25 protein-coding genes are annotated in these 21,246 nt (G+C 67.6%); 13 read left to right on the top strand and 12 right to left on the bottom strand.

Annotation, left to right across the window (positions count from 1 at the left end):
* Position 1 precedes the first annotated feature (1 nt).
* Positions 2-358, top strand: coding sequence for a hypothetical protein (locus tag KXR53_RS16535; RefSeq protein WP_437376329.1), 357 nt, complete (start codon positions 2-4; stop codon positions 356-358).
* 136 nt (positions 359-494) lie between these two features.
* On the opposite strand, the gene KXR53_RS16530 is transcribed toward KXR53_RS16535, so the two are convergent.
* Positions 495-797 (bottom strand): RebB family R body protein, encoded by a 303-nt coding sequence (locus KXR53_RS16530; RefSeq protein ID WP_437376328.1) that lies wholly within the window; start codon positions 795-797, stop codon positions 495-497.
* Between the two features lie 608 nt (positions 798-1,405).
* Between KXR53_RS16530 and KXR53_RS16525 the strand changes: the two genes are divergently transcribed.
* From KXR53_RS16525 to KXR53_RS16515, 3 genes are all read left to right on the top strand, one after another.
* A complete protein-coding gene (locus KXR53_RS16525; protein ID WP_437376327.1) occupies positions 1,406-3,100 on the top strand; it encodes a calcium-binding protein in 1,695 nt (564 codons plus the stop codon).
* A 452-nt stretch (positions 3,101-3,552) separates the two neighbouring features.
* Positions 3,553-4,554 carry an SDR family oxidoreductase gene (locus KXR53_RS16520; RefSeq protein ID WP_437376326.1) on the top strand — a complete coding sequence of 334 codons (1,002 nt, stop codon included), beginning with the start codon at positions 3,553-3,555 and terminating at the stop codon, positions 4,552-4,554.
* Between the two features lie 174 nt (positions 4,555-4,728).
* The gene (locus KXR53_RS16515) at positions 4,729-5,286 is read left to right on the top strand and encodes a hypothetical protein (protein WP_437376325.1); all 558 of its coding nucleotides are present in this window, start codon (positions 4,729-4,731) and stop codon (positions 5,284-5,286) included.
* A 104-nt stretch (positions 5,287-5,390) separates the two neighbouring features.
* Here the strand turns inward: KXR53_RS16515 and KXR53_RS16510 are convergent, their stop codons facing one another.
* The 6 genes from KXR53_RS16510 to KXR53_RS16485 form a co-directional block, all read right to left on the bottom strand.
* Positions 5,391-5,990 carry an intradiol ring-cleavage dioxygenase gene (locus KXR53_RS16510; protein WP_437376324.1) on the bottom strand — a complete coding sequence of 200 codons (600 nt, stop codon included), beginning with the start codon at positions 5,988-5,990 and terminating at the stop codon, positions 5,391-5,393.
* Between the two features lie 152 nt (positions 5,991-6,142).
* Positions 6,143-7,099 carry a branched-chain amino acid ABC transporter permease gene (locus tag KXR53_RS16505; protein ID WP_437376323.1) on the bottom strand — a complete coding sequence of 319 codons (957 nt, stop codon included), beginning with the start codon at positions 7,097-7,099 and terminating at the stop codon, positions 6,143-6,145.
* A 1-nt stretch (position 7,100) separates the two neighbouring features.
* The gene (locus KXR53_RS16500) at positions 7,101-7,988 is read right to left on the bottom strand and encodes a branched-chain amino acid ABC transporter permease (protein ID WP_437376322.1); all 888 of its coding nucleotides are present in this window, start codon (positions 7,986-7,988) and stop codon (positions 7,101-7,103) included.
* Between the two features lie 15 nt (positions 7,989-8,003).
* Entirely contained in the window at positions 8,004-8,714 is a 711-nt protein-coding gene (locus KXR53_RS16495) for an ABC transporter ATP-binding protein (protein WP_437376321.1), read from the bottom strand.
* Positions 8,707-9,465 carry an ABC transporter ATP-binding protein gene (locus KXR53_RS16490; protein ID WP_437376320.1) on the bottom strand — a complete coding sequence of 253 codons (759 nt, stop codon included), beginning with the start codon at positions 9,463-9,465 and terminating at the stop codon, positions 8,707-8,709. The genes KXR53_RS16495 and KXR53_RS16490 overlap by 8 nt, the downstream gene beginning before the upstream one ends.
* A 7-nt stretch (positions 9,466-9,472) precedes the next feature.
* Positions 9,473-10,681: an ABC transporter substrate-binding protein gene (locus KXR53_RS16485; protein WP_437376319.1), complete on the bottom strand. Its 1,209-nt coding sequence runs from the start codon at positions 10,679-10,681 to the stop codon at positions 9,473-9,475.
* A gap of 141 nt (positions 10,682-10,822) precedes the next feature.
* Between KXR53_RS16485 and KXR53_RS16480 the strand changes: the two genes are divergently transcribed.
* Positions 10,823-11,029 carry a hypothetical protein gene (locus KXR53_RS16480; RefSeq protein ID WP_437376318.1) on the top strand — a complete coding sequence of 69 codons (207 nt, stop codon included), beginning with the start codon at positions 10,823-10,825 and terminating at the stop codon, positions 11,027-11,029.
* Between the two features lie 148 nt (positions 11,030-11,177).
* Here the strand turns inward: KXR53_RS16480 and KXR53_RS16475 are convergent, their stop codons facing one another.
* From KXR53_RS16475 to pspF, 4 genes are all read right to left on the bottom strand, one after another.
* Positions 11,178-11,789: a helix-turn-helix domain-containing protein gene (locus KXR53_RS16475; RefSeq protein ID WP_437376317.1), complete on the bottom strand. Its 612-nt coding sequence runs from the start codon at positions 11,787-11,789 to the stop codon at positions 11,178-11,180.
* Positions 11,790-11,886: 97 nt separating this feature from the next.
* Positions 11,887-12,771, bottom strand: a complete 885-nt coding sequence (locus tag KXR53_RS16470; protein ID WP_437376316.1) for an MBL fold metallo-hydrolase — start codon at positions 12,769-12,771, stop codon at positions 11,887-11,889.
* Positions 12,772-13,006: 235 nt separating this feature from the next.
* Positions 13,007-13,843 carry an SDR family NAD(P)-dependent oxidoreductase gene (locus tag KXR53_RS16465; protein ID WP_437376315.1) on the bottom strand — a complete coding sequence of 279 codons (837 nt, stop codon included), beginning with the start codon at positions 13,841-13,843 and terminating at the stop codon, positions 13,007-13,009.
* Positions 13,840-14,856, bottom strand: a complete 1,017-nt coding sequence (pspF, locus tag KXR53_RS16460) for a phage shock protein operon transcriptional activator (RefSeq protein WP_437376314.1) — start codon at positions 14,854-14,856, stop codon at positions 13,840-13,842. The genes KXR53_RS16465 and pspF overlap by 4 nt, the downstream gene beginning before the upstream one ends.
* A 157-nt stretch (positions 14,857-15,013) precedes the next feature.
* Between pspF and KXR53_RS16455 the strand changes: the two genes are divergently transcribed.
* From KXR53_RS16455 to otsA, 8 genes are all read left to right on the top strand, one after another.
* Entirely contained in the window at positions 15,014-15,178 is a 165-nt protein-coding gene (locus KXR53_RS16455) for a hypothetical protein (RefSeq protein WP_437376313.1), read from the top strand.
* Between the two features lie 20 nt (positions 15,179-15,198).
* Positions 15,199-15,867 (top strand): phage shock protein PspA, encoded by a 669-nt coding sequence (gene pspA / locus KXR53_RS16450; protein WP_437376312.1) that lies wholly within the window; start codon positions 15,199-15,201, stop codon positions 15,865-15,867.
* Positions 15,868-15,924: 57 nt separating this feature from the next.
* Positions 15,925-16,158, top strand: a complete 234-nt coding sequence (gene pspB, locus KXR53_RS16445; protein ID WP_437376311.1) for an envelope stress response membrane protein PspB — start codon at positions 15,925-15,927, stop codon at positions 16,156-16,158.
* A complete protein-coding gene (gene pspC / locus KXR53_RS16440) occupies positions 16,155-16,556 on the top strand; it encodes an envelope stress response membrane protein PspC (RefSeq protein WP_437376310.1) in 402 nt (133 codons plus the stop codon). The genes pspB and pspC overlap by 4 nt, the downstream gene beginning before the upstream one ends.
* A 96-nt stretch (positions 16,557-16,652) precedes the next feature.
* Positions 16,653-17,018, top strand: a complete 366-nt coding sequence (locus KXR53_RS16435; RefSeq protein WP_437376309.1) for a DUF4870 family protein — start codon at positions 16,653-16,655, stop codon at positions 17,016-17,018.
* Positions 17,019-17,063: 45 nt separating this feature from the next.
* Positions 17,064-17,720 carry a hypothetical protein gene (locus tag KXR53_RS16430; RefSeq protein ID WP_437376308.1) on the top strand — a complete coding sequence of 219 codons (657 nt, stop codon included), beginning with the start codon at positions 17,064-17,066 and terminating at the stop codon, positions 17,718-17,720.
* A gap of 336 nt (positions 17,721-18,056) precedes the next feature.
* On the top strand, positions 18,057-18,815 hold the full coding sequence (gene otsB, locus KXR53_RS16425) for a trehalose-phosphatase (RefSeq protein ID WP_437376307.1): 759 nt from the start codon (positions 18,057-18,059) through the stop codon (positions 18,813-18,815).
* Between the two features lie 15 nt (positions 18,816-18,830).
* Positions 18,831-20,201: an alpha,alpha-trehalose-phosphate synthase (UDP-forming) gene (gene otsA, locus KXR53_RS16420; protein WP_437376306.1), complete on the top strand. Its 1,371-nt coding sequence runs from the start codon at positions 18,831-18,833 to the stop codon at positions 20,199-20,201.
* A gap of 3 nt (positions 20,202-20,204) precedes the next feature.
* Here otsA and KXR53_RS16415 read toward each other — a convergent pair whose 3' ends face one another.
* The gene (locus tag KXR53_RS16415; RefSeq protein WP_437376305.1) at positions 20,205-21,236 is read right to left on the bottom strand and encodes an ABC transporter permease; all 1,032 of its coding nucleotides are present in this window, start codon (positions 21,234-21,236) and stop codon (positions 20,205-20,207) included.
* Positions 21,237-21,246: the final 10 nt, after the last annotated feature.

Genomic DNA, 21,246 nt, shown 5'->3' with positions numbered 1-21,246 from the left:
GATGACGCTCCAGATCCGATCGATCAGGGCCGTCTTCGTCGCCACGGCCCTCGCCGTCACGGCTCCGATCGCCGTGCCGCCGGCTCACGCCCAGTCGGGCTGGGAGTTGAACCAGCCACGCCGTTGGATCCCGCCCGAAGAGCGCTGGGGAGACGACGACCGGTACTACGACCGACGTCACGACGATCGGTACTATGATCGGCGCGATGACGACCGGTACTACGAGCGGCGCTCCTACCGCGATCGCGATCGCCGATACGATGACGACGACCGGTATCGATACAGCCGTCGGGATCGGGACCGCTATCGTGACCGCAACGACGATCCCGCCGAGATCCTTCGGCGACTGCTGCGGTGAGCCCAAGCGCTCGGATCCGGGACTGTTAACCGGAGCCGAGCGGGGGCCGCTCGTCGCCGAGGCTGTGCGATCCGAGGCCGAGAGGCACGGCTTGCGCGTGACGAGATTGCGGTGACAGTGCGGGCGTGGCTGCCGGTCAGCGGCGGCCGGTGCCGCGCAGCGCCTGCAGCACGCTCGATTCGATGTCGCCGGCACCGTACAAGCCGGGCAACGTGTCCAGGGCGTAGATCTGCGTGACGCCCTCGTTCGTGGCCGCATGCATCAGAGTGCGGGCCGTCTGCTGCTGGGCGGCCGCATTCTCGAACAGGATGCCGGTCGAATGCGCCATGGCCTGGTACAGCGTGCCCATCAGTATCGCAGGGGCATCACCCACGACCCTGACGTTGGACTGGATCTCGGCGTCCGTGACCTCGGGCTTATCGGCGGTGGGATCGGCCATGTCCGTGCTCCTTCAAATGCTTCATGCAAACCAAAAGTACCGATCTCGACTATCGAGCATCGCTCAAGCGAATTATATGTTTGCTCGGTTCGCTTTCGTGAATCTAGACTGAGTCGTTGGGAGACCAGCCATTCGCCGGGCCCGGCTCAACCGACCCGGCCGCGCTCGCCCGGAGCGAGCAGATGTTGTGATCCAGGCAACAGCTTCGTTTATCTGATTTTTCGCCCTTCCATTCGATAGTCTCGTGACAAAGCCTCTTCGAAATATCAGTTGTGTGACGGAAGGCTAAGCTTACTCTCCCCACCTGCACGACAGAGGAGGAGTGAGATATAAGAGCAACATTTGTGTATCCAATACATTTTGTGCCTGCAAATTGCAAATGTCACAAAATCCTTGCTCCGTCGATGTAATCCATTTTGGTTAGAATGCGTATAACTATGGATGAAGCGGAAAGGCGTAATCCACGAGCTACAGTTTGACTGCGGCCTCGGCGTGTGATTCCGCCCGCAAATGCATGCGTGAGCTCACGGCGAGGCGCAGCGTCTTTTGTGTTGGGCGTTAGAGAATCTTTGATCCTGTATTCTTCAACATCAATATAGGAGGAAGCCGTGGCCACTATAACCGGAACCACTGGCGACGACACCCTGGAAGGCACTTTCGGGGTCGATACGATCTATGGCCTCGCCGGACAAGACCATATCTGGGGTGACGACTACGCCGACTTCGAAGGCAACACCGGCGATGCCGACCTGATCTACGGAGGCGATCAGAACGACTGGATCAAGGGCCAAGGCGGTGACGACACGATCTATGGCGACGCTGGCGGGGACCACCTGATGGGTGACGCCGGGAGCGACACTCTATATGGCGGTGCTGGCGCCGATTACATCGAGGGGGGCGCCGGGGCGGACATCCTGGACGGCGGTGTCCAGGATGCGCAGGGCCGGAATATCCTCAGCTACCGCGACTCAGCCGCAGGCGTCGGCGTCACCGTCAACCTGGCGACCGGGACGGCAAGCGGAGGAGATGCGCAAGGCGACGTCTTCACCAATTTCAAAAGTATCGATGGGACCAGTTGGGCGGACAACCTGACGGGCGATGCCGATACGAATGTTCTATACGGAAAAGGCGGCGACGATGTCCTCTCCGGCGGTGCAGGTTACGACTACCTGTATGGCCAGGATGGGAACGACATCCTGTACGGCGAAGCCGGAGGCGACCGCCTGGCGGGTGACGCCGGGAGCGACACTCTATATGGCGGTGCTGGCGCCGACTCCATCGAAGGGGGCGCCGGGGCGGATATCCTGGACGGCGGTGTCCAGGATGCGCAGGGCCGGAATATGCTCAGCTACCGCGACTCAGCCGCAGGCGTCGGCGTCACGGTCAACCTGGCGACCGGGACGGCAAGCGGAGGAGATGCGCAAGGCGACGTCTTCACCAATTTCCAAAGTATCGAGGGGACCAGTTGGGCGGACAACCTGACGGGCGATGCCAATACGAATGTCCTAGACGGACAGGACGGCGACGATGTCCTCTCCGCTGGTGCGGGCTACGATTACCTGTATGGCGGTGATGGGAACGACGTCCTAGACGGTGGAGCCGGAGGCACATTCTTCGGGGACACGCTCGACGGCGGCAATGGGGATGACAAGATCTACGGCGGCACGTCGGACGACGAGATCGATGGAGGTGAGGGCAACGATCTCCTTCAGGGGGGCGCCGGGCCCGACGCCATGGCCGGCGGGGGCGGCATCGACACCGCTTACTACAGCGGCAGCGCAACCGGGGTTACGGTCAATCTCGCGACCGGTACTGGCAGCGGCGGCCATGCGGCAGGAGACACGCTGGCCGGGATCGAGCAGGTGGTCGGGTCGAACGCCGCGGACGTCCTGACCGGCGACGCGGGGAACAATGCGTTCTGGGGCGACGGGGGAAGCGACAGTCTCACCGGCGGGCTTGGGGCCGACACCCTGAAAGGCGGAGCCGGCAACGACACCTTCGTCTACAGCGCCGTCGCCGACAGCACCGTTGCGGCGTCCGGCAAGGACGTGATCACAGACTTCAGCACCGGCGACAAGGTCGACCTGTCGGCGATCGACGCCGATGGCAATTCGGGCAATGGCGACACCACCTTCACCTTCGCCGGCAGCCAGCCCGCCGGCAATGGCGCGGAGATCGCGATCGTGAATTTCGGCAATGGCGTCCAGGGCGTTTACCTCTACATCAATGCCGATACGACCCCGGAGTCGATCATCAACGTCCAATCCGACCACGCGCTCACCGCAGCGGATTTTGTGCTGTGAACCCGGGCGGCTCGGGCGCGTCGCGCGCCCGAGCGCTGTCACCGAATTTCTCGTCTGCCCGGTCATGTAAAGCGCGACCGGCGATAGTTGGCGAAGGCGGTGCTGCGATCCGGGCCGGAGCCGCTGGATGGCCACGCCCCTTCGGGGCTCGCCATGACGGGTCGGGGTGGGCAACAGCTTTTGTTCCTTGTTTATTCTCGACGTGGTGCCGCGTCGCGCCGCCATCGCACCCAGTTCATGCACTGTCACCGAATCCCGTTTGGCGGACCCGGTGCGGTTGCGCATTCGGGCCCGACAGCGGATGCACAGTCGGCTCGCCGATCTGCTTCACTTACCCGAGCCACGTCAATTGCGCGCTGTCATCGTGATTCCTGCGGCTCACCTCCGGCCCGGAACTCGGCGTCACCTCCATCGATTTTCACGGTCAGGAGCATCCGCTCGGAACCGAATCGATGTCCGTCAGATCCCGCAGCCGTGTCGTGGTCATCACAGGGGCGTCGAGCGGCATCGGCCGCGCTGCCGCCAAGCGCTTCGCCGGACACGGCGCGTCGGTGGTGCTGGCAGCGCGGCGGGGCGCTGCGCTCAGGCAGCTGGCCGAGGAATGCCAGGCGCTTGGAGGCCGAGCGCTCGCCGTCGAGACGGACGTGACCGATCCGGAGGCTGTCGAGCGGCTTGCGAGGAGCGCGGAGGACAGATTCGAGCGGCTGGATGTCTGGGTGAACAACGCCGCCGTATCGATGTTCGGCAGGATCGAGGAGGCACCGCCCGAAGCGTTCCGTCGCGTCATCGAGACCAACATCCTCGGCTATGCCTATGGCGCCCGGTCGGCGATCCGGCGCTTCCGGGCACAGGGGTACGGCGTGCTGATCAATGTGGCTTCGCTCGTCGCCTATGTCGGGCAGCCCTATACCAGCGCCTACACGGCCAGCAAGTTCGCCATCCGCGGACTTGGCGAATCGCTCCGGCAGGAGCTTCTCGACGCCCCTCTTATCCATGTGTGCACGGTTCTCCCCGGCTCGACGGACACGCCGATTTTCCAGCACGCCGCCAACTTCACGGGGCGGGCCGTCAAGCCGATGCCGCCCATCGCCGCGCCGGACGTGGTCGCGAACGCCATCGTCCGTCTGGCCACCAGGCCGCGCCGGGAACTCTTCATCGATAGCGGTGCGGAGCTTCTGCCTCTGGCGAAGGCCATCGCCCCGGCACTGATGGAGCAGGTGCTGTCCCGTCGCGTCGAACAAGAGCACTTCCAGGACGCCGCGGCGCCGCACGCATCGGGCAATGTATTCGAGCCTGTCATGGATTGGATCAGCGAGAGCGGCGGCTGGATCGAGCCACCGAGGCGGCCTTCGCTGCGGCCGGTCCTCATGACCGGACTGACCCTGGCTGCGCTGCCGCTTCTGCTGCCTCTGCTCATGATCGCTCCTCCGGCACGCGGACGATGGCGGGATTGACCTGAATCCGTGCCTTTCGCCGGGCCCTTGCACATGAGTCAAATGCTCGTGGATCGGCTCCGATAACGAGAATATCCTGTTCACGGCGCGCCTCGTCGACCCAGCGTGGACCGGAGACGGGCGGCCTGCGGCTCGCTGTTGACGCGCCGATCCCGCCGCCCGAGGGAGGACGTCATGCGCGCAAAGTGCGAGCTCGCGCTGCTTGCGTGTGCAGCCCTGATCGGGGCAGTGCCGGCGGTTTCCGCCGCAGGGATGATGACCGACGAGGAGATCATCTCCAGTGCGGAGAGCGCCGCACCGGAAGCGGTGGCGAAGAATGCCACGATCATCGCGTTCGACGACCAGATGAAGAGCAAGACTGTGCGCCAAGGCACGAACGGCTTCACCTGCATGCCTGACAACCCACGGTCGCCCGGAAAGGACCCGATGTGCCTGGACCAGGGCGGGCTGGCATGGGCTCAGGCGTGGATGGCGCGCAAAGATCCCCCGAAGGACATGATCGGCCTGGGCTACATGCTGGCGGGCGGCTCCGACGCGTCCAATACCGATCCGTTTGCGAGCACTCCCACGGCAGGTGGACAATGGGTTGATACGGGCCCGCACATCATGATCTTCAACGCCGGCGCCGCGGCGGCAAACTATCCGAAGCAGGGTGACAAGCCCGACACCAAGGCGCCTTATGTGATGTGGGCCGGGACCCCCTACGAGCACCTGATGGTGCCGGTGGAGTAGAATAAAACACGGTGACAGTGCACTTTTAGCGGCTTCCGCCGCGCCTGGCAGGAGCGAGAGGCCGGCCACTATTCAGTGCACTGTCACCGAATTCAATTCGCAGCTTACAGCACGATGTCGAACCGCCCGAACCGTCCATCGGCCGTCTCGCCGATGCGCAGAAGCAGGCGCTCGTCGAACAGGCGATCGCGGGCGTTGCGCGGCTCGCCGGGAAAATAGAGCTGGGTGGTGAGGATCGGCCCCGACGGCTTCTGGGCCTTCAGGTGATAGTGCCGGGTCCGGCCGGAGTAGAGCGCCGGGACAATTGTCGTGAACCACCACCGGCCGCTCTGATCGGCGAATTGATGGCCACGCAGGCGATAGCCCGCCGTGTCGTACCGGCCGGTGTCGTCGGCGTGCCAGATCTGCACGATCGCCCCCGGAATTGGACGGCAGAGTGTGTCCAGCACGAAGCCGGCGATGATGATCCTGTCCCCATTCGGCGCGTCGGCGGCGAGGTCCCGCCGCAGCGGCGCATTCGGCTTGAAAAAGGGGCCTTCCGTCTGGGCCGGGGTCGGATGATCGCCGTCGTCGCAAGACGGCGTGGGCGCCAGCTCCACCGGTTGGGCTGCGGCGAAGTCGAGCCCGGTGACCTGTAAGGCTGGCGCGGCGAGACATGCGGCGATGACGGCGCGCCGCGTCGGCGGTTCGGCTCGCGTGACCATCGTATCCTCCTGTGCCCTCGAGGGCTGACCAGTCGGCGTCCGCTCATCATCGCGCTGCCGGACCAAACGGCAAGACAAAGCGGCAGGGAGCAAACCGCTCCCTCCATGCAAGTCCCGCAGTGGGAGAGGCGACTCGTCGCGCCGGAACGGTCCTACCCCCTTTTCCGCAGCCAATGGGCGATCTCGCCGACGATACCGCGGCGGAACAGCAGGACGACGACGACGAAGATCGCGCCGGTCACCACCGTCACCGGCAAGGCGGATTCGGCGAGGTAGTTCTGCAGCGTCACCACGAGGCCGGCGCCGACCACCGGGCCGACCATGGTGCCGATGCCGCCGAGCAGCGTCATCAGGATCACCTCACCCGACATCTGCCACTGGATGTCGGTCAGCGAGGCCAGCTGGAACACCAGCGCCTTGGTGCCGCCGGCCAGGCCGGCCAGCGCCGCCGACATGACGAAGGCGGTCAGCTTGTAGGCGTCGACCCGATATCCCAGCGAGATCGCCCGCGGCTCGTTCTCGCGGATCGCCTTCAGGATCTGGCCGAAGGGCGAATGCACGATGCGCCAGATGACGAAGAAGCCGAGGCCGAAGATCGCCAGCACGACGTAGTAGAAGGTCAGCCCGTCCGACAGGTCGAACAACCCGAACAGCACGCCGCGCGGCACCGACTGGATGCCGTCCTCGCCGCCGGTGAAGGGCGCCTGCAGCGCCACGAAGAACACCATCTGCGAGAGCGCCAGGGTGATCATCGCGAAGTAGATGCCCTGGCGGCGGATGGCGAGGAAGCCCATCACCAGCCCCATCGCCGCGGCAGCCGCGGTGCCGGCCAGGATCGCCAGCTCAGGCGGCCAGCCCCAGATCTTGGCGGCATGGGCGCTGACATAAGCGGCGCCGCCGAAGAAGGCGGCGTGGCCGAAGGACAGCAGGCCGACATAGCCGATCAAGAGGTTGAAGGCACAGGCGAAGAGGGCGAAGCACAGCAGCTTCATCAGGAAGACGGGGTACAGCACGTAGGGCGCGCCGAGGGCGACCACCGCGACCGCCAGTGCGATCGCGATCCGCCCGCCGCTCACCCCCTCCGCCCCGCTGCGCTCGATCGCCGCCATCTCAGCGCTCCCGCCCGAACAGGCCGGCGGGGCGGACCAGCAGCACCACCGCCATGATGACGAAGACCACGATGTTCGAGGCCTCCGGGTAGAACACCTTGGTCAGCCCCTCGAAGATCCCCAGCGCGAAACCGGTGACGATGGCGCCCAGGATCGAGCCCATGCCGCCGATCACCACCACCGCGAAGACGACGATGATCAGATTCGACCCCATCAGCGGGCTGACCTGGTAGACCGGCGCCGCCAGCACCCCAGCCAGGCCGGCCAGGCCGACGCCGAAGGCGTAGGTCAGGGTGATCATGCGCGGCACGTTGATGCCGAAGGCCTGGACCAGGACCGGGTTCTCGGTCGCGGCCCGGAGGGTGGCGCCCAGCGGCGTCTTCTCGATCACGAACCAGGTGAGAAAGCAGATCACCAGCGAGGCCAGCACCACCCAGCCGCGATAGATCGGCAGCACCATGAAGCCGAGATTGACCGCCCCGGTCAGCGCCGCCGGCGCGGCGTAGGGCTGGCCCGAGGTGCCGTACCAGCTGCGGAACAGCCCCTCCAGGATCAGCGTCACGCCGAAGGTCAGCAACAGGCCGTAGAGCGGGTCGAGCCGGTAGAGCCGCGACAGGAACAGCTTTTCCAGGATCACGCCGGTGACGGCGACGGCGATCGGCGCCAGCACCAGCGCCGGCCAGTAGCCGACGCCGAGGAAGGTCAGCAGCATCCAGGCGGCGAAGGCGCCCAGCATGTACTGCGCGCCATGGGCGAAGTTGATGACGTTGAGCAGGCCGAAGATGACGGCGAGGCCGAGGCTGAGCAGGGCGTAGAAGGAGCCGTTGATCAGCCCCAGCAGCAGCTGCCCGAACAGCACCTGAACCGGGATGCCGAGCAGCGGGATCATGGCGCGGTTCCCATCTCAGACCCCCAGCGTCTCATGCAGCAGGTCCATCTTCGCGTCCATCTCCTCGCGCCGGATCTCGGCCACGACGCGGCCGTTCTCCATCAGGTAGTGCCGGTCGGCCAGCGTGCTGGCGAAGCGGAAGTTCTGCTCGACCAAGAGGATGGTCATGCCCTGGGCCTTCAGGGTGCGCAGCACCTCGCCGATGCGCTGCACGATCACCGGCGCCAGACCCTCGGTCGGCTCGTCCAGCAGCAGGAGGCGCACGCCGGTGCGCAGCACCCGGGCGATTGCCAGCATCTGCTGCTCGCCGCCCGAAAGCCGGGTGCCCTGGCTCGACGCCCGCTCCTGCAGGTTCGGGAACAGGCGGTGGATCTCGGCCAGGCTCATGCCGCCCTCGGCCACCCTCGGCGGCAGCGTCAGGTTCTCGGAGACCGACAGCGAGGCGAAGATGCCGCGCTCCTCCGGCACATAGCCGATGCCGGCGCGGGCGACGCGGTGCGGCGGCGTCGCCATCAGGTCGATCCCGTCCATCCGGATCGTGCCCTGGCGCCGGCGCAGGATGCCCATGATGGCGCGCAAGGTCGTGGTCTTGCCGACGCCGTTGCGGCCCAGCAGGGTCACGGTCTCGCCCGGAAACACGTCCAGGTCGACGCCGTGCAGCACATGGCTCTCGCCGTAGAAGGCCTGCAGCCCGCGAACGTGCAGGAGAGGGGCCGGTTCAGCCATGCTCGGACCCCATATAGGCCTCGCGCACCCGCGGGTCGGCCGAGACCTCGGCATAGCTGCCCTCGGCCAGGATCTCGCCGCGCTGCAGCACCGTGACCCGGTGGCAGAGATCGGCGACGACGTTGAGGTTGTGCTCCACCATCAGCACCGTGCGGTCGGCCCCGACCTTGCGGATCAGGTCGGCGATGCGGCCGATCTCCTCATGCCCCATCCCGGCCATCGGCTCGTCCAGCAGCAGCATCGGCGGGTCGAGCGCCAGGGTGGTGGCGATCTCCAGCGCCCGCTTGCGGCCGTAGGACAGGTCGACGGCGGCGATATGCGCGAAGTCCTTCAGATTGACCGCCTCGATCAGCGCCAGGGCGCGGTCGTCCAGTCGGCGCAGCACCCGGGTCGAGCGCCAGAACTGGCGCGCCAGCCCCTCCGGCCGCTGCAGCGCCACCCGCACGTTCTCCAGCACCGTCAGATGCGGGAACACGGCCGAGATCTGGAACGACCGCACCATCCCGCGCCGCGCCACCTCGGCCGGCTTCAGCCCGGTGATGTCCTCGCCGCGGAAGGCGATGCGGCCGGAGGTCGGCTGGTGGAACTTGGTCAGCAGGTTGAAGACGGTGGTCTTGCCGGCGCCGTTCGGCCCGATCAGGGCGTGGATCGTGCCCTCGCGCACGGCCAGGTCCACGCCCTTGACGGCCATGAAGCCGCGGAAGGCCTTGGTCAGGCCCTCCGCCACCAGGATCGGCTGTGAATCTGCCATTGGCCCGCTACTTCTTCGCCGTCAGCGGGCAGCCGCTCTCCTCCGGCGACAGATAGGCCTGGTCGCCGGGGATGGTGGCCAGGATCTTGTAGTAGTCCCAGGGCTTGCTGCTCTCGGACGGCTTCTTGACCTCCGCCAGGTACATGTCGTGCACCATGCGGCCGTTGGGCTGCACCTTGCCGCCATGGGCGAAGACGTCGTCGACCGGCAGCTCCTTCATCTTCGCCGCGACCTTCTCGCCGTCGTCGGTGCCCGCGGCCTGGACCGCTTTCAGATAGTGCAGCACCGAGGAGTACTCGCCCGCCTGGACCATGTTCGGCATGCGCTGGGTGCGCTCGAAATAGCGCTGCGCCCAGGCGCGGGTCTCGTCGTTCAGGTCCCAGTAGAAGCCTTCGGTCAGCACCAGCCCCTGCGACGCCTCGAGGCCGAGGCCGTGCACCTCGGCCAGGGTGAACAGGAGGCCGGCCAGCTTCTGGCCGCCGGCCACGATGCCGAACTCCGCCGCCTGCTTGATGGCGTTGGCGGTATCGAGGCCGGCATTGGCCAGGCCCACCACCTTGGCGCCCGAGGCCTGGGCCTGCAGCAGGAAGGAGGAGAAGTCGGTGGTGTTCAGCGGGTGCCGCACGCTGCCCAGCACCTTGCCGCCCTTGGAGGTGACGAACTTCGTCGTCTGCTCCTCCAGCGAATAGCCGAAGGCGTAATCGGCGGTCAGGAAGAACCAGCTGTCGCCGCCCTGGCCGACCATGGCGCCGCCGGTGCCGACCGCCAGCGCATGGGTGTCGTAGGTCCAGTGGAAGCCGGTCGGCGAGCAGGCCTTGCCGGTCAGGTCGGTGGTGGCGGCGCCGTTGGTGATGGTGACCTTGTGCTTCTCCGCCGCCAGCGCCTGCACCGCCAGCGCGACCGAGGAGGTGGTCAGCTCGGTGATGGTGTCGACGCCGTCGACGTCGAACCACTGCCGGGCGATGTTCGAGCCGATATCCGGCTTGTTCTGGTGGTCGGCGGAGACGACCTCGATCGGGGCGCCCAGCACCTTGCCGCCGAAATCCTCGACCGCCATCTTCGCGGCCTCGACCGACCATTTGCCGCCGAAATCGGCGTAGACGCCGGACTGGTCGTTCAGGACGCCGATCTTGACCACATTGCCCGAGACCTGGGCCGCGGCCGGCAGGGCGAAACCTGCGACCAGCAGTCCGACAACGACAGCGTTCCCCTTCATGGTACCTCCCCGAGGACGGTTCATTCGCCAGGATTTTAGGATTTTCGAAACCCTGCCTGAATCGGGGGCGGCGGCGCAATCGCCTTTTCGCAGTGCGGGAGGAAATCCGTCACTGTTTTCCGGTTCGACCGGAGGACTCCGATGCGAAACGCCCTGATCGGCCCGGCCTTTCTCGCCGGCCTCGGCCCGGCGGCCGCCGGCGAGATCGCCAGCGCCTATACCGATCTCGATCTGGAGCGGGATTGCGCGACGGTCGCCGCGGCCGGCCCGGACGACGGCGGCTGGCAGGACCTGGTCTGTAGCGTCAACGATCTCTCCGGTTGCACAATCCGAGGGATGTCCGGGTGAGGGCGAGCGATCTTGCCGGAGTTGCAGGCCTCACGGTCGGCAAACGGGCGATCCGTTCCATCCTGAAGCGATGATCCGGGCGGCGCGCCGACGACTTGGCCCGCTGCCTCGAACCCTCGCTCCGGAAGCGAATGACTGGACGGAAGCCCTAGGACGAGCGGTTCGCGGGCGGCGCCGAGATGATCAGATAGTATTCGGCCAGCTTGGATGTGCGGTTCTCGAACCAGTGTTCGACGTCCGCCTCGAAATACAGGCAATCACCCTCGTTCAGCACCGTCTCATTGTCCGGGGTCGCTACGACCACGTGACCCTGGGAGGCCACGATGTGCTTGCCGGTCCCCGACGGGTGTGGCGGCGAACGGCCGGTCGACGTGTTCGCCGGCAGATGGTGAAGAACGACTTCGACGGTCATGCCGGGCATGTTCGGCGAAAGCAGGGAGCGCTCGAACCCCGTTTCCGGATCCCGAAACACCTGACGCTGATCCTTCGTCACGAGCGCGAAGGCGCGACGCGTCGGCGCCTCGTCACCGACAAGGGAAGAGAATGAAGCGCCGAGAGCGTGCGCGATCTGCTTGGCGATGCCGATGGTCGGGCTCTTCTCTCCACGTTCGATCTTGGACAGCATCGCCCGGCTCACCCCGGACAATCTGGAGAGCTGTTCAAGCGTGAGATTCTTCTGCTCGCGGATGGTTCGGACACGCTCGCCGAAAGCGCTGACGGCATCGCGTGCTCCAGGCCGGGATTGTCCAGAGTTCCTCAAGTGGCTCCGCTTTCCGCTCGCGTGCTTCAGCGGCCATCCTAGGTACAGGGCGGGCGCATGTCACTCTCGGGCGGCCGGCGCCAAGGCGCCAACGGGATCAGAGCGGCAGGAACCGATAGGCCTGCCCGCCACGCTCGACAGACCCGACGCCCGGGAAATCGAGGTGCGCACCGGCGACGAACACACCGCGCCGTGCCGTGCGCTCCAGCAACCTTCGTCGAGTTGAACGCGCTTGAACCTGATCGGCATCGAACTCCCAAGTCAGCTCCGGCCTTTCGAACTGGATCGAGGGCACATGGATGAGATCCCCCCAGATCAGCAGAGTCTCGCCTCCGCCCGACACGTCGAATGCGGTGTGTCCGGCTTCATGACCATGCGCCTGAACGGCGGTGATGCTGTCGCTCAGCTTGAAGCCATCCCCGAACGGCAAACGCGACCGGCGAAACCGGGAAAGCCGCTCATACCCATCGAACATCGGCACTTCCTCTTGCGGAACAAGCAGCCGCTGGAGGCTGGGAAAAGCGTCCGAGCCGTCGGCGGCCACCAGGCCGTGGACGTGATCCGCATGGGTGTGCGTGACGGCGACGGTCCCGATGCTCTCGCGCGCCACACCCGCCTCGGCCAGTGCATCGAGCAGCGAGCCCATCGTTGGCAGCCACGCATTCGCCGCTCCCGTATCGATCAGCACGTACTGGTCGCGATCGATCACCAGAAAGGCGTTGACCGATAGACGGAGGTGCCCGTCGACCAGTTTCACCTGGGCCGGCATGTCCGATCCAAAAGGACGGTCACCCGCTTGACGCAGTCGGCTGGGCGGCATGTCCACATAGCCGTCGCGGAGAGCGACCACGGTGAGATCGCCGAATTCGTAGCGCGCGAAGTTTGTGCCGGAAGCCGTCCTTTTCAGACGCCGCTCACCGGCGGGGGCATCTTTCTGCGAAGCGACCGTACCGGCCGCTCCCGGAACGTTGCGACGTGTCATGGCACCAAAGCCCTCAGATAGCGGCACAGTTCACTCCATGGTGACGGCTGTGCTGAGGCCGGATCCAACCTGGCCATCCCGACGGGGCGTCTTCTATAGCAGAATCTGATCTCCTATAGAAGAACCGTGGCGACGGTGCGTTGTAGGGTATCTTGGACCGCTGGGCGCGTTTGGCGCGGATGGGAATCATTGGGATCGTCCGCTTCCGAGGAGCCAGGAGGACCTCCCGCCGCCCTCAGTTCACCCCGCGCCCCGTGGCGAAGATCATCAGCCGGTCGAACAGCGCCGCCGGCAGCAGCCGCTTCACCCAGAACACCGCCTTGGAATCGGTGCCCAGGCGCAGCCGCGCCGGCATCCGCCGGGCCTCGGCCAGGCGCAGCAGCCGCCCCGCCGCCCGGTCGCTGATCGCGGCCGCCCGCTCCGGCGCCACCTTGCCGAGCGCCGCCCGGCGGGCCAGGGACCGGTCGTATTTGCGGCGATAGGGCAGATCCACCGCCGCCGCCGGTGCGTCCAGCCGGGCATTGAAGCCGGTGTCGTGGCGCCCGGGCTCGACCGCGCAGACCTGCACGCCGTGCGGCGCCAGCTCCAGGCGCAGCGCCTCGCTGAAGCCGGACAGGCCGTGCTTGCTGGCGCAGTAGACCGCCATGAAGGGCGTGCCGATGAAGCCGAGCACCGAGGAGATGTTGATCACCCGGCCGCGCCTCAGGCGCAGCGCCGGCAGCAGGTCGCGGGTCAGCAGGATCGGCGCTTCGAGGTTGGTCGCGATCTGGCGCCGGATCTGGCCGTCGTCCAGCGCCTCGACCGGGCCGTACAGGCCGTAGCCGGCATTGTTGATCAGGCAATCCAGGCCGTCCCCAACGGCAGCCGCCACCGCCGCCCGCTGCGCCGGGTCGGTGATGTCGAGCGTCAGCACCGCGATGCCGGGGATCGCGGTCAGCGCCGCAGCCTCCGGCCGGTCCGCGGGGCCGCGCAGCGTCGCCAGCACCGACCAGCCGGCGGCGGCGAAGCGCTGCGCCGCGGCGAAGCCGAAGCCGGAGCTGCAGCCAGTGATCAGCACGGTCTTCCCGCTCATGCGTCCTCTCCTTGCCGTGCTGTGATGCCGTGCTTGCGCAGCAGGTGGCGCAGCTGGTCGTAGCCGAGGCCGAGTGCCGTGGCGGTGCGGCCCTGATGGCCGCCATGAGCCGCCAGGGCCGCCTCCAGCCAGCGTTTCTCCACCGCCGCGATTTCCGCCCGGAAGTCGCAGGGCAGGGGTGGTGCCGGGGCGGCGGAGGGCGCGGGTGGTTGGGCGCCGGTCTGCCGCCCATTCGGCCGCCAGGGCGAGGCGAAGGGGTCTAGCACGATCTCCGTCACCTTCTTGTCCGGCGGGGTGCGGTAGACCGCGCGCTCGACCACGTTCTTCAGCTCGCGGATGTTGCCGGGCCAGGGATGTGCGCACAGCGCCGCCATTGCCGCCGGCGCGAAACCGGGAAAGCCTGGCCGGTCGAGCGCATGGGCCATGCCTTGCGCGAAATGCGCGGCCAGAAGCGGGATGTCCTCCGGCCGGGCGCGCAGGGGCGGTACGGTCAGCACGTCGAAGGCCAGCCGGTCCAGCAGGTCGCCGCGGAAACGGCCGGCCGCGACCTCCCCCGGCAGGTCGACATTGGTGGCGGCGATGACGCGGACATCGACCGTCATGGTCTGGGTGCCGCCGACCCGCTCGATCTCGCCGTATTCGATCACCCGCAGCAGCTTCTCCTGCACCCGCAGGCTGGCATTGGCCAGCTCGTCCAGGAACAGGGTGCCGCCGTCGGCGCGCTCGAACCGGCCGACATGGCGCCGCACCGCCCCGGTGAAGGCGCCGACCTCATGGCCGAACAGCTCGCTCTCCAGCAGCTCCGGCGACAGCGCGGCGCAGTCCAGCTTGACGAAGGGCCGGTCCCAGCGCGGCGACAGGAAGTGCAGCCGCGCCGCGATCAGCTCCTTGCCGGTGCCGCGCTCGCCGATCACCAGCACCGGCCGGTCCAGCGGCGCCGCGGCCGAGACCCGGTCCAGCAGGTCGGCGAAGGCGGGCGCCTCGCCCAGCAGATGCGGCAATCCGTCGGCCATGGGTCCGGGTCGGTGAATTTTACCGAAGAATTGGAAATTTTCGCCGAAGGATCAAGGGCGGATCCGGCGGAAGAGCGGAAATCGGCCGGATCCGTCTCTGGCACGGGCCTTGCAACCTAGGGGACGACCCGAACGCATCGGGCTTGAGGAGGACCATATGAGCTACGGCTTCGACCCGACCGGCACCCGCATCCGGCGCAGCGCCGGGGCCGCCGACTGGCGCCGCACGGGCGAGCGCCTCTTGGCCTGGATCGCCAGCCGGCCGACCGAGAACTGGGTGTTCTTCGGCGCCGGCATGCTGATCGCTTCCCTGTTCCTGTAGGATCGAAAGAGGATCGTGTGATGGGTATCTTTTCCCGCCTTGGCGACATCATCAACTCCAACATCAACGCCATGCTCGACCGCGCCGAGGATCCCGAGAAGATCGTCCGGCTGATCGTGCAGGAGATGGAGGACACGCTGGTCGAGGTGCGCGCCGCGGCCGCCCGCTCGATCGCCGAGAAGAAGGAGATCCTGCGCAAGATCGACCAGCTCGATGCGGCGCAGGCCGAGTGGCAGCGCAAGGCCGAGCTGGCGGTCGAGAAGGGCCGCGAGGACCTGGCCAAGGGCGCGCTGGTGGCCAAGTCGCAGGCCGCGACCGCGGCCGACCTGCTGCGCCGCGAGCTGGAGACGATCGAGGCGGCGCTGGCCAAGACCAACGAGGATCTCGGCCGGCTCGAGGCCAAGCTGACCGAGGCGAAGAACAAGCAGAAGTCCTTCGCCATCCGGCACGAGGCGGCGCGCGACCAGATCCGCATCCGCACCCAGCTGCATGACGGCCGGATCGACGAGGCGCTGGCCCGCTACGAGCAGATCGAGCGCAAAATCGACACGCTCGAGGGCCAGGTCGAATCCTTCGACCTCGGCCGGCGCAAGACGCTGAGCGACGAATTCGCCGAGCTCGAGGCCGAGGGCGGCGTCGAGCAGGAGCTGCAGGCGATCAAGGCCCGTCTCGGCCGCACCGGCGGTTGATCGGCTTCGTCAATCCGGCCCGGCGGTTCCCGCCGGGCCGCAGACGCAAGGACGAACATGTTTCACGCCTTCTTCTTCGTCCCGGTCATCGTCTTCCTGGTGATCGTGGCGCCGATCTGGCTGGTGCTGCACTACGTCACCCGCTGGCGGTCGGCACGCACGCTGTCGCGTGAGGACGAGCGCATGCTGGTCGACCTGTGGGAGAGCGCCAAGCGGATGGAGCTCCGGATCGCGACGCTCGAGAAGATCCTCGATGCCGAGGCGCCGCAGTGGCGGAGGCCGTCGCTATGACCGGCCGCTTCGCCGAATCGCCGAACCCGCATCGCCTCTACCGCGATCCGGAGAACGGGGTGTTCCTTGGCGTCTGCGCCGGGATCGCCGCCTATTTCGGAATCTCCGCCGGCAAGGTCCGCCTCGGCGCCGTGATCCTGGGGCTGATCTTCTTCCCGCACATCCTGATCGCCTATCTGGCGGCGGCGGTGTTCCTGAAGCGCCGGCCGACCCTGCTCTACCGCAACCCGGACGAAGAGGCGTTCTGGCGGTCGGTCTCGGTCCAGCCGGCCGACACCTTCTCCGCCATCCGCCACAACTTCCGCGAGCTGGAGCAGCGCCTGGCCGGGCTCGAGCGCTACGTCACCTCCAGCGAGTTCAAGCTGAACCGGGATTTCCGCGACCTCGAAGGCCGCTAGTGGTTCGACCAAGTCGAACCACAACTTTACAGGTCCGTGGATCAAACCTTGTTTGATCCACGGGCCGGGTCTCCACCTCGAAGAAAGGAGCCAGCAATGGCCGCTTCCTACCGACCGGATATCGAGATCATGTCGCCGCGCCGTTCGCGCGACGGGCTGAGCACGGTCGGCCATGTGGTCTATGCGATCTACGCCGTGTCGCTGTTCACCGCCCTGCCGATGCTGATCGGCGTGGTGATCGCCTATCTGGCGCGCGGCGACGCCCGCGGCACCGTCGCCTGGGACCATTTCACCTGGGCGATCCGCACCTTCTGGGCGGCGCTGCTGCTCGGCCTCCTGTTCGGCGCCCTGACCTGGGTGCTGGTCGGCTGGCCGCTGCTCGGCCTGCTGTGGCTGTGGACCGTCTACCGCATCGTCCGCGGCTGGATGGCCGTCGCAAACCGCATGCCGCTCTACCGCTAACCGTAGCCGCGCCGAACCGGCCGGCTGCCTGAAGGAGGGATTGTCATGGGAGCGTTCAAGACTTTGGCCTTCCTGGCAGGGTTCGGCGCCGCCGACCCCTCCGCGATGGAGCCGGTCGGCCTGACCCAGGTCGACGCGGTGGTGGTGACGGGCGGCCGCCTGTCCGTCGCCGCCACCACCGATGCCGGTCGGCCGCTGCAAGCGACCCTCGAGCAGTCGGAGGGCTGCGCCGCGACCCTGCAGGTCGAAGGCCGCACCCTGACGGTCGACGTCCGCGAGAAGGCGTCGGTCTGGCCGCGCGAGTGCCGGCCATCGCTGTCGGTCAACCTCAAGCCCGGCAGCGATATCACGCTGCGGCCGGCCGCGGTCTCGGCCACGCTTGACGGCCGCTTCGGCGCCGTCGCTGTCCGGGTCCAGGCGGCGGAGCTGTCGCTGTCCGGCCAGGCCCGGACGCTCGACCTCTCGGCCCGGGCGCTGCAGGCGACGGTCCGCAGCACCAGCCCCGATCCCGGCCGGTCGATCCGCATCGCGGCCGACGCCGCCGACCTCGACCTCGGCTTCCGCCGCGGCACTCCGGTCAGCTACGCTGTCGACGCCAAGGTCTCGGTCGTCGACAGCACCCTGCCGGCCAGCGCCGGCGATCGGCCTTTGGTGTCGATCAAGGGCGATTTCGTCCGGGCCCGCCTCGGCTACGTCGATTGAGGCCAAGCCTCGTCGAGAGCGATCCGCGCGACCCTTGGAATCGTCATTGCGAGGAGGCGAAGCCGACGAAGCAATCCATCGGCTCGCACGAGCTGCGCCATGGATTGCTTCGCTGCGCTCGCAATGACGATGATGGGGGATGGGCTCGGTCACCGTCCCCGCGTGAACCGAAATTCCCGCCCCTTCCCTTGCAATAGCGGGCCACCGCCCCTAAAACGGACAGCAGACGCTCCGCTCTGCCGGCCAGATCCGGCAATCGGTGCGTCTGTCGTCGTGTCCGGATTCGCTCCGGACCGGCAATCCTTACGGAAAATTGACGGGGAGATTTCCGGGCGCATGGCACCGCAGATCATCGACTCGACAGAATTCGCCGACGCCATTTCTGGCATGGCACTGTTCCTCGACGTCGATGGCTGCCTGATCGACTTGGCCCCGCGGCCCGAGGACGTGGTGGTGCCGCCCGGCCTGGTCGCCGATCTCGACCGGCTCTCCACCCGGCTCGGTGGCGCCCTCGCCCTCGTCTCCGGCCGCGCCATCGCCGATCTCGACCGGCTGTTCGCCCCGCTGCGCCCGGCGGCCGCCGGCCAGCACGGGCTCGAATGGCGCCCTGCGCCAGCGGCGGCGGTCGAGCGCGTCCCGGTCGACCGCGCGGTGCTCGACCGTCTGACCGCATCCCTGGCCGATTTCGCCGCCCCCCGCCCCGGCCTGAGGGTCGAGCCCAAGGGCGCCGCAGTGGCGATCCACTATCGCCAGGCGCCGCATCTCGGCGCCGATGTCGCCGCCTTCGCCCGCGGCCTGCTGGCGGATGTGCCGGGCTGGCACGCGCTGGCCGGCAAGATGGTGGTCGAGCTGAAGCCCGACGGCGTCGACAAGGGGGCGGCGGTCGACCGCTTCCTGGCGCTGCCCCCCTTCGCCGGCCGCCGGCCGCTGGCGATGGGCGACGACGTCACCGATGAGGACGCCTTCGCCGCAGCGCTGCGTCACGGCGGCGTCGCGGTCCTGGTCGGCGAGCGGGAACCGACCCGGGCGAACCGGCGTTTGCCTGATCCCGCGGCCGTGCGCGCCTGGATCGCGCATCTGGCCGCGCTCCGCTGAAGAGAAGGCCAGGACATGAGCCGCCTGATCGTGGTCTCGAACCGCATCGCCCCGGTGGAGGAGGGCAAGGCGCCGCAGGGCGGCTTGGCCGTGGCGGTGCTGGCGGCGCTGAAGGAGGCGGGCGGCATCTGGCTGGGCTGGAGCGGCCGGCTGGTGGCCGAGGCGTCGGCGCTTCCCAGGCTGAAGCGCGCCGGTCCTCTCACCTACGCCATGCTCGACCTGACCCAGGCCGATTTCGACCTCTACTACAACGGCCACGCCAATTCGACGCTTTGGCCGGTGTTCCATTATCGCAGCCAGCTGGTCCATTACAGCCGCGCGGCGGAGGACGGCTATCGCCGGGTCAACGCCCAGTTCGCCGACGCGCTCCTGCCGCTGCTGCGCCCGGGCGACCGGATCTGGGTGCACGACTATCAGCTCATCCCGCTCGGCCGGCTGCTGCGCGACCGCGGCGTCACGGCGCCGATCGGCTTCTTCCTGCATACGCCCTTTCCGACGCCGGAGGTGCTGCGCACCCTGCCGACGCACCGGGCGCTGCTGCAGGACCTCGCCGCCTATGACGTGGTCGGGCTGCACACCGCGCGCGACCGTGACGCGCTGCTCGCGGCCTGGCACCGCAGCTGGCGCGAGACGACGGACGGGCGGGTCGAGATCGACGGCCGCCGGATCGTGGTCGAGGCCTTCCCGATCTCGATCGAAACCGAGGAGATCGCGGCCGACGCCCCGGCCGCCTGGAACATGCGGGCGGCGCACCGGCTGCGCGACAGCCTGGTCGGGCGCGACCTGATCATCGGCGTCGACCGGCTCGACTACTCCAAGGGCCTGCCGCGCCGCTTCGAGGCGTTCCGCACGCTGCTCGAGCGCTGGCCCGACCGGCGCGGCCGGGTCAGCTTCATGCAGATCGCACCGCCGACCCGCAGCGATGTCGCCGAATACCAGGAGATCCGGCACGAGCTGGAGAGTCTGGCCGGGTCGATCAACGGCGCCTTCGCCGATATCGACTGGGTGCCGCTGCGCTATCTGAACAAGAGCGTGCCGCGCAAGACGCTGCTCGGCTTCTACCGCTCGGCCAGGGTCGGGCTGGTGACGCCGATGCGCGACGGCATGAACCTGGTGGCCAAGGAATATGTCGCGGCCCAGGACCCAGAGGATCCGGGCGTGCTGGTGCTGTCGGAATTCGCCGGTGCGGCGGAAGAGCTGGAGGCGGCGCTGATCGTCAATCCGTTCGACGTCGAAAGCGTGGCCGAGGCGCTGGAGCGGGCCCTGACCATGCCGCTGGAGGAGCGGCGGAAGCGCCATGCCGCGATGATGCGGGTGCTGCGCCGCAACGACATCGGCCATTGGCGCCGCCGCTTCCTGGCGGCGCTGGAGGGGGCTGCGGGCTGAAGCTTACAAATACCGCTTCCGGATCGCGGTCTTCAGCGTGTCCAGCAGCACCGCGGCCAGAACCAGCGTGCCCTGGATCACCTGGGTGTAGTGCGGCGGCATGCCCATGACGTTGATCGCGGTGCGGATCGCGCTCAACAGCAGCACCCCGGCGAAGACGCCGGACAGGCGGCCGGCGCCGCCCTTCAGGCTGACGCCGCCGATCACGACGGCGGCGAAGGTCTCGAACAGCATGCCGATGCCGAGATTGGCGGTGGCGCCGGCGGTGCGGGCGGCCAGCAGCCAGCCGGCGAAGGCGGCGAGGCCGCCGGACAGCATGAAGGCGATCGTCACCAGCCGGTCGACCTTGATCCCGGCCCGGAACGGCGCCTGCGGGTTGCCGCCGATCATGTAGAGATGCCGGCCGAACGGCGTCCTGGTCAGGATGAAGCCGAAGACCAGGAACACCGAGATCAGGATCCAGGCCAGGACCGGGATGCCCAGAAAGGTGCCGATGGCGACCGCGCGCAGCTCCGCCGGCAGGCCGTAGACCGAGCGGCCGCTGGAGGACGCCACCACCGTCCCGCGCAGCGCGATATAGGCGGCGAGGGTGACGATGAAGGCGTTGATCCGGAACCGCACCACCAGCGTCGCATTGACCAGGCCGGCGACGCAGCCCAGCAGGATGGCGCCGATCAGCGTGACCGGCAGCACCAGCCAGGGCGGGTCGAGCGTCCAGGCCAGCCCGGCGCCGCTGGTGCCGAAGAACAGGGCCGTCACCATGGCCGCCAGCGCCAGCACGGATTCGATCGACAGGTCCATCTGCCCGGCGATGATGACCAGCGACAGCCCGACCGCGAGGATGCCGACGAAGCAGGACTGCTCGAGGATGTTGAGGAAGATGCCGGTCTGGAAGAAGTCCGGGATGGTCAGCGAGAACACCGCCAGCACGACCAGCAGGATCAGCCAGACGATGTGGTCGAGAGCCGGCTCGATCCAGGCGCGGGCGCGCCGGCCGGCGGTCGGGGAAGCAGGCTGCGCCACGATGCGGTCCATCATCGGTCCC

The sequence above is a fragment of the Inquilinus limosus genome (assembly GCF_051487185.1).
In the GTDB taxonomy this organism is placed as follows: Bacteria; Pseudomonadota; Alphaproteobacteria; order DSM-16000; family Inquilinaceae; genus Inquilinus; species Inquilinus limosus_F.
Note: the sequence above shows the minus strand (reverse complement) of the source record. Positions and strands in the feature narration are given on the sequence as shown.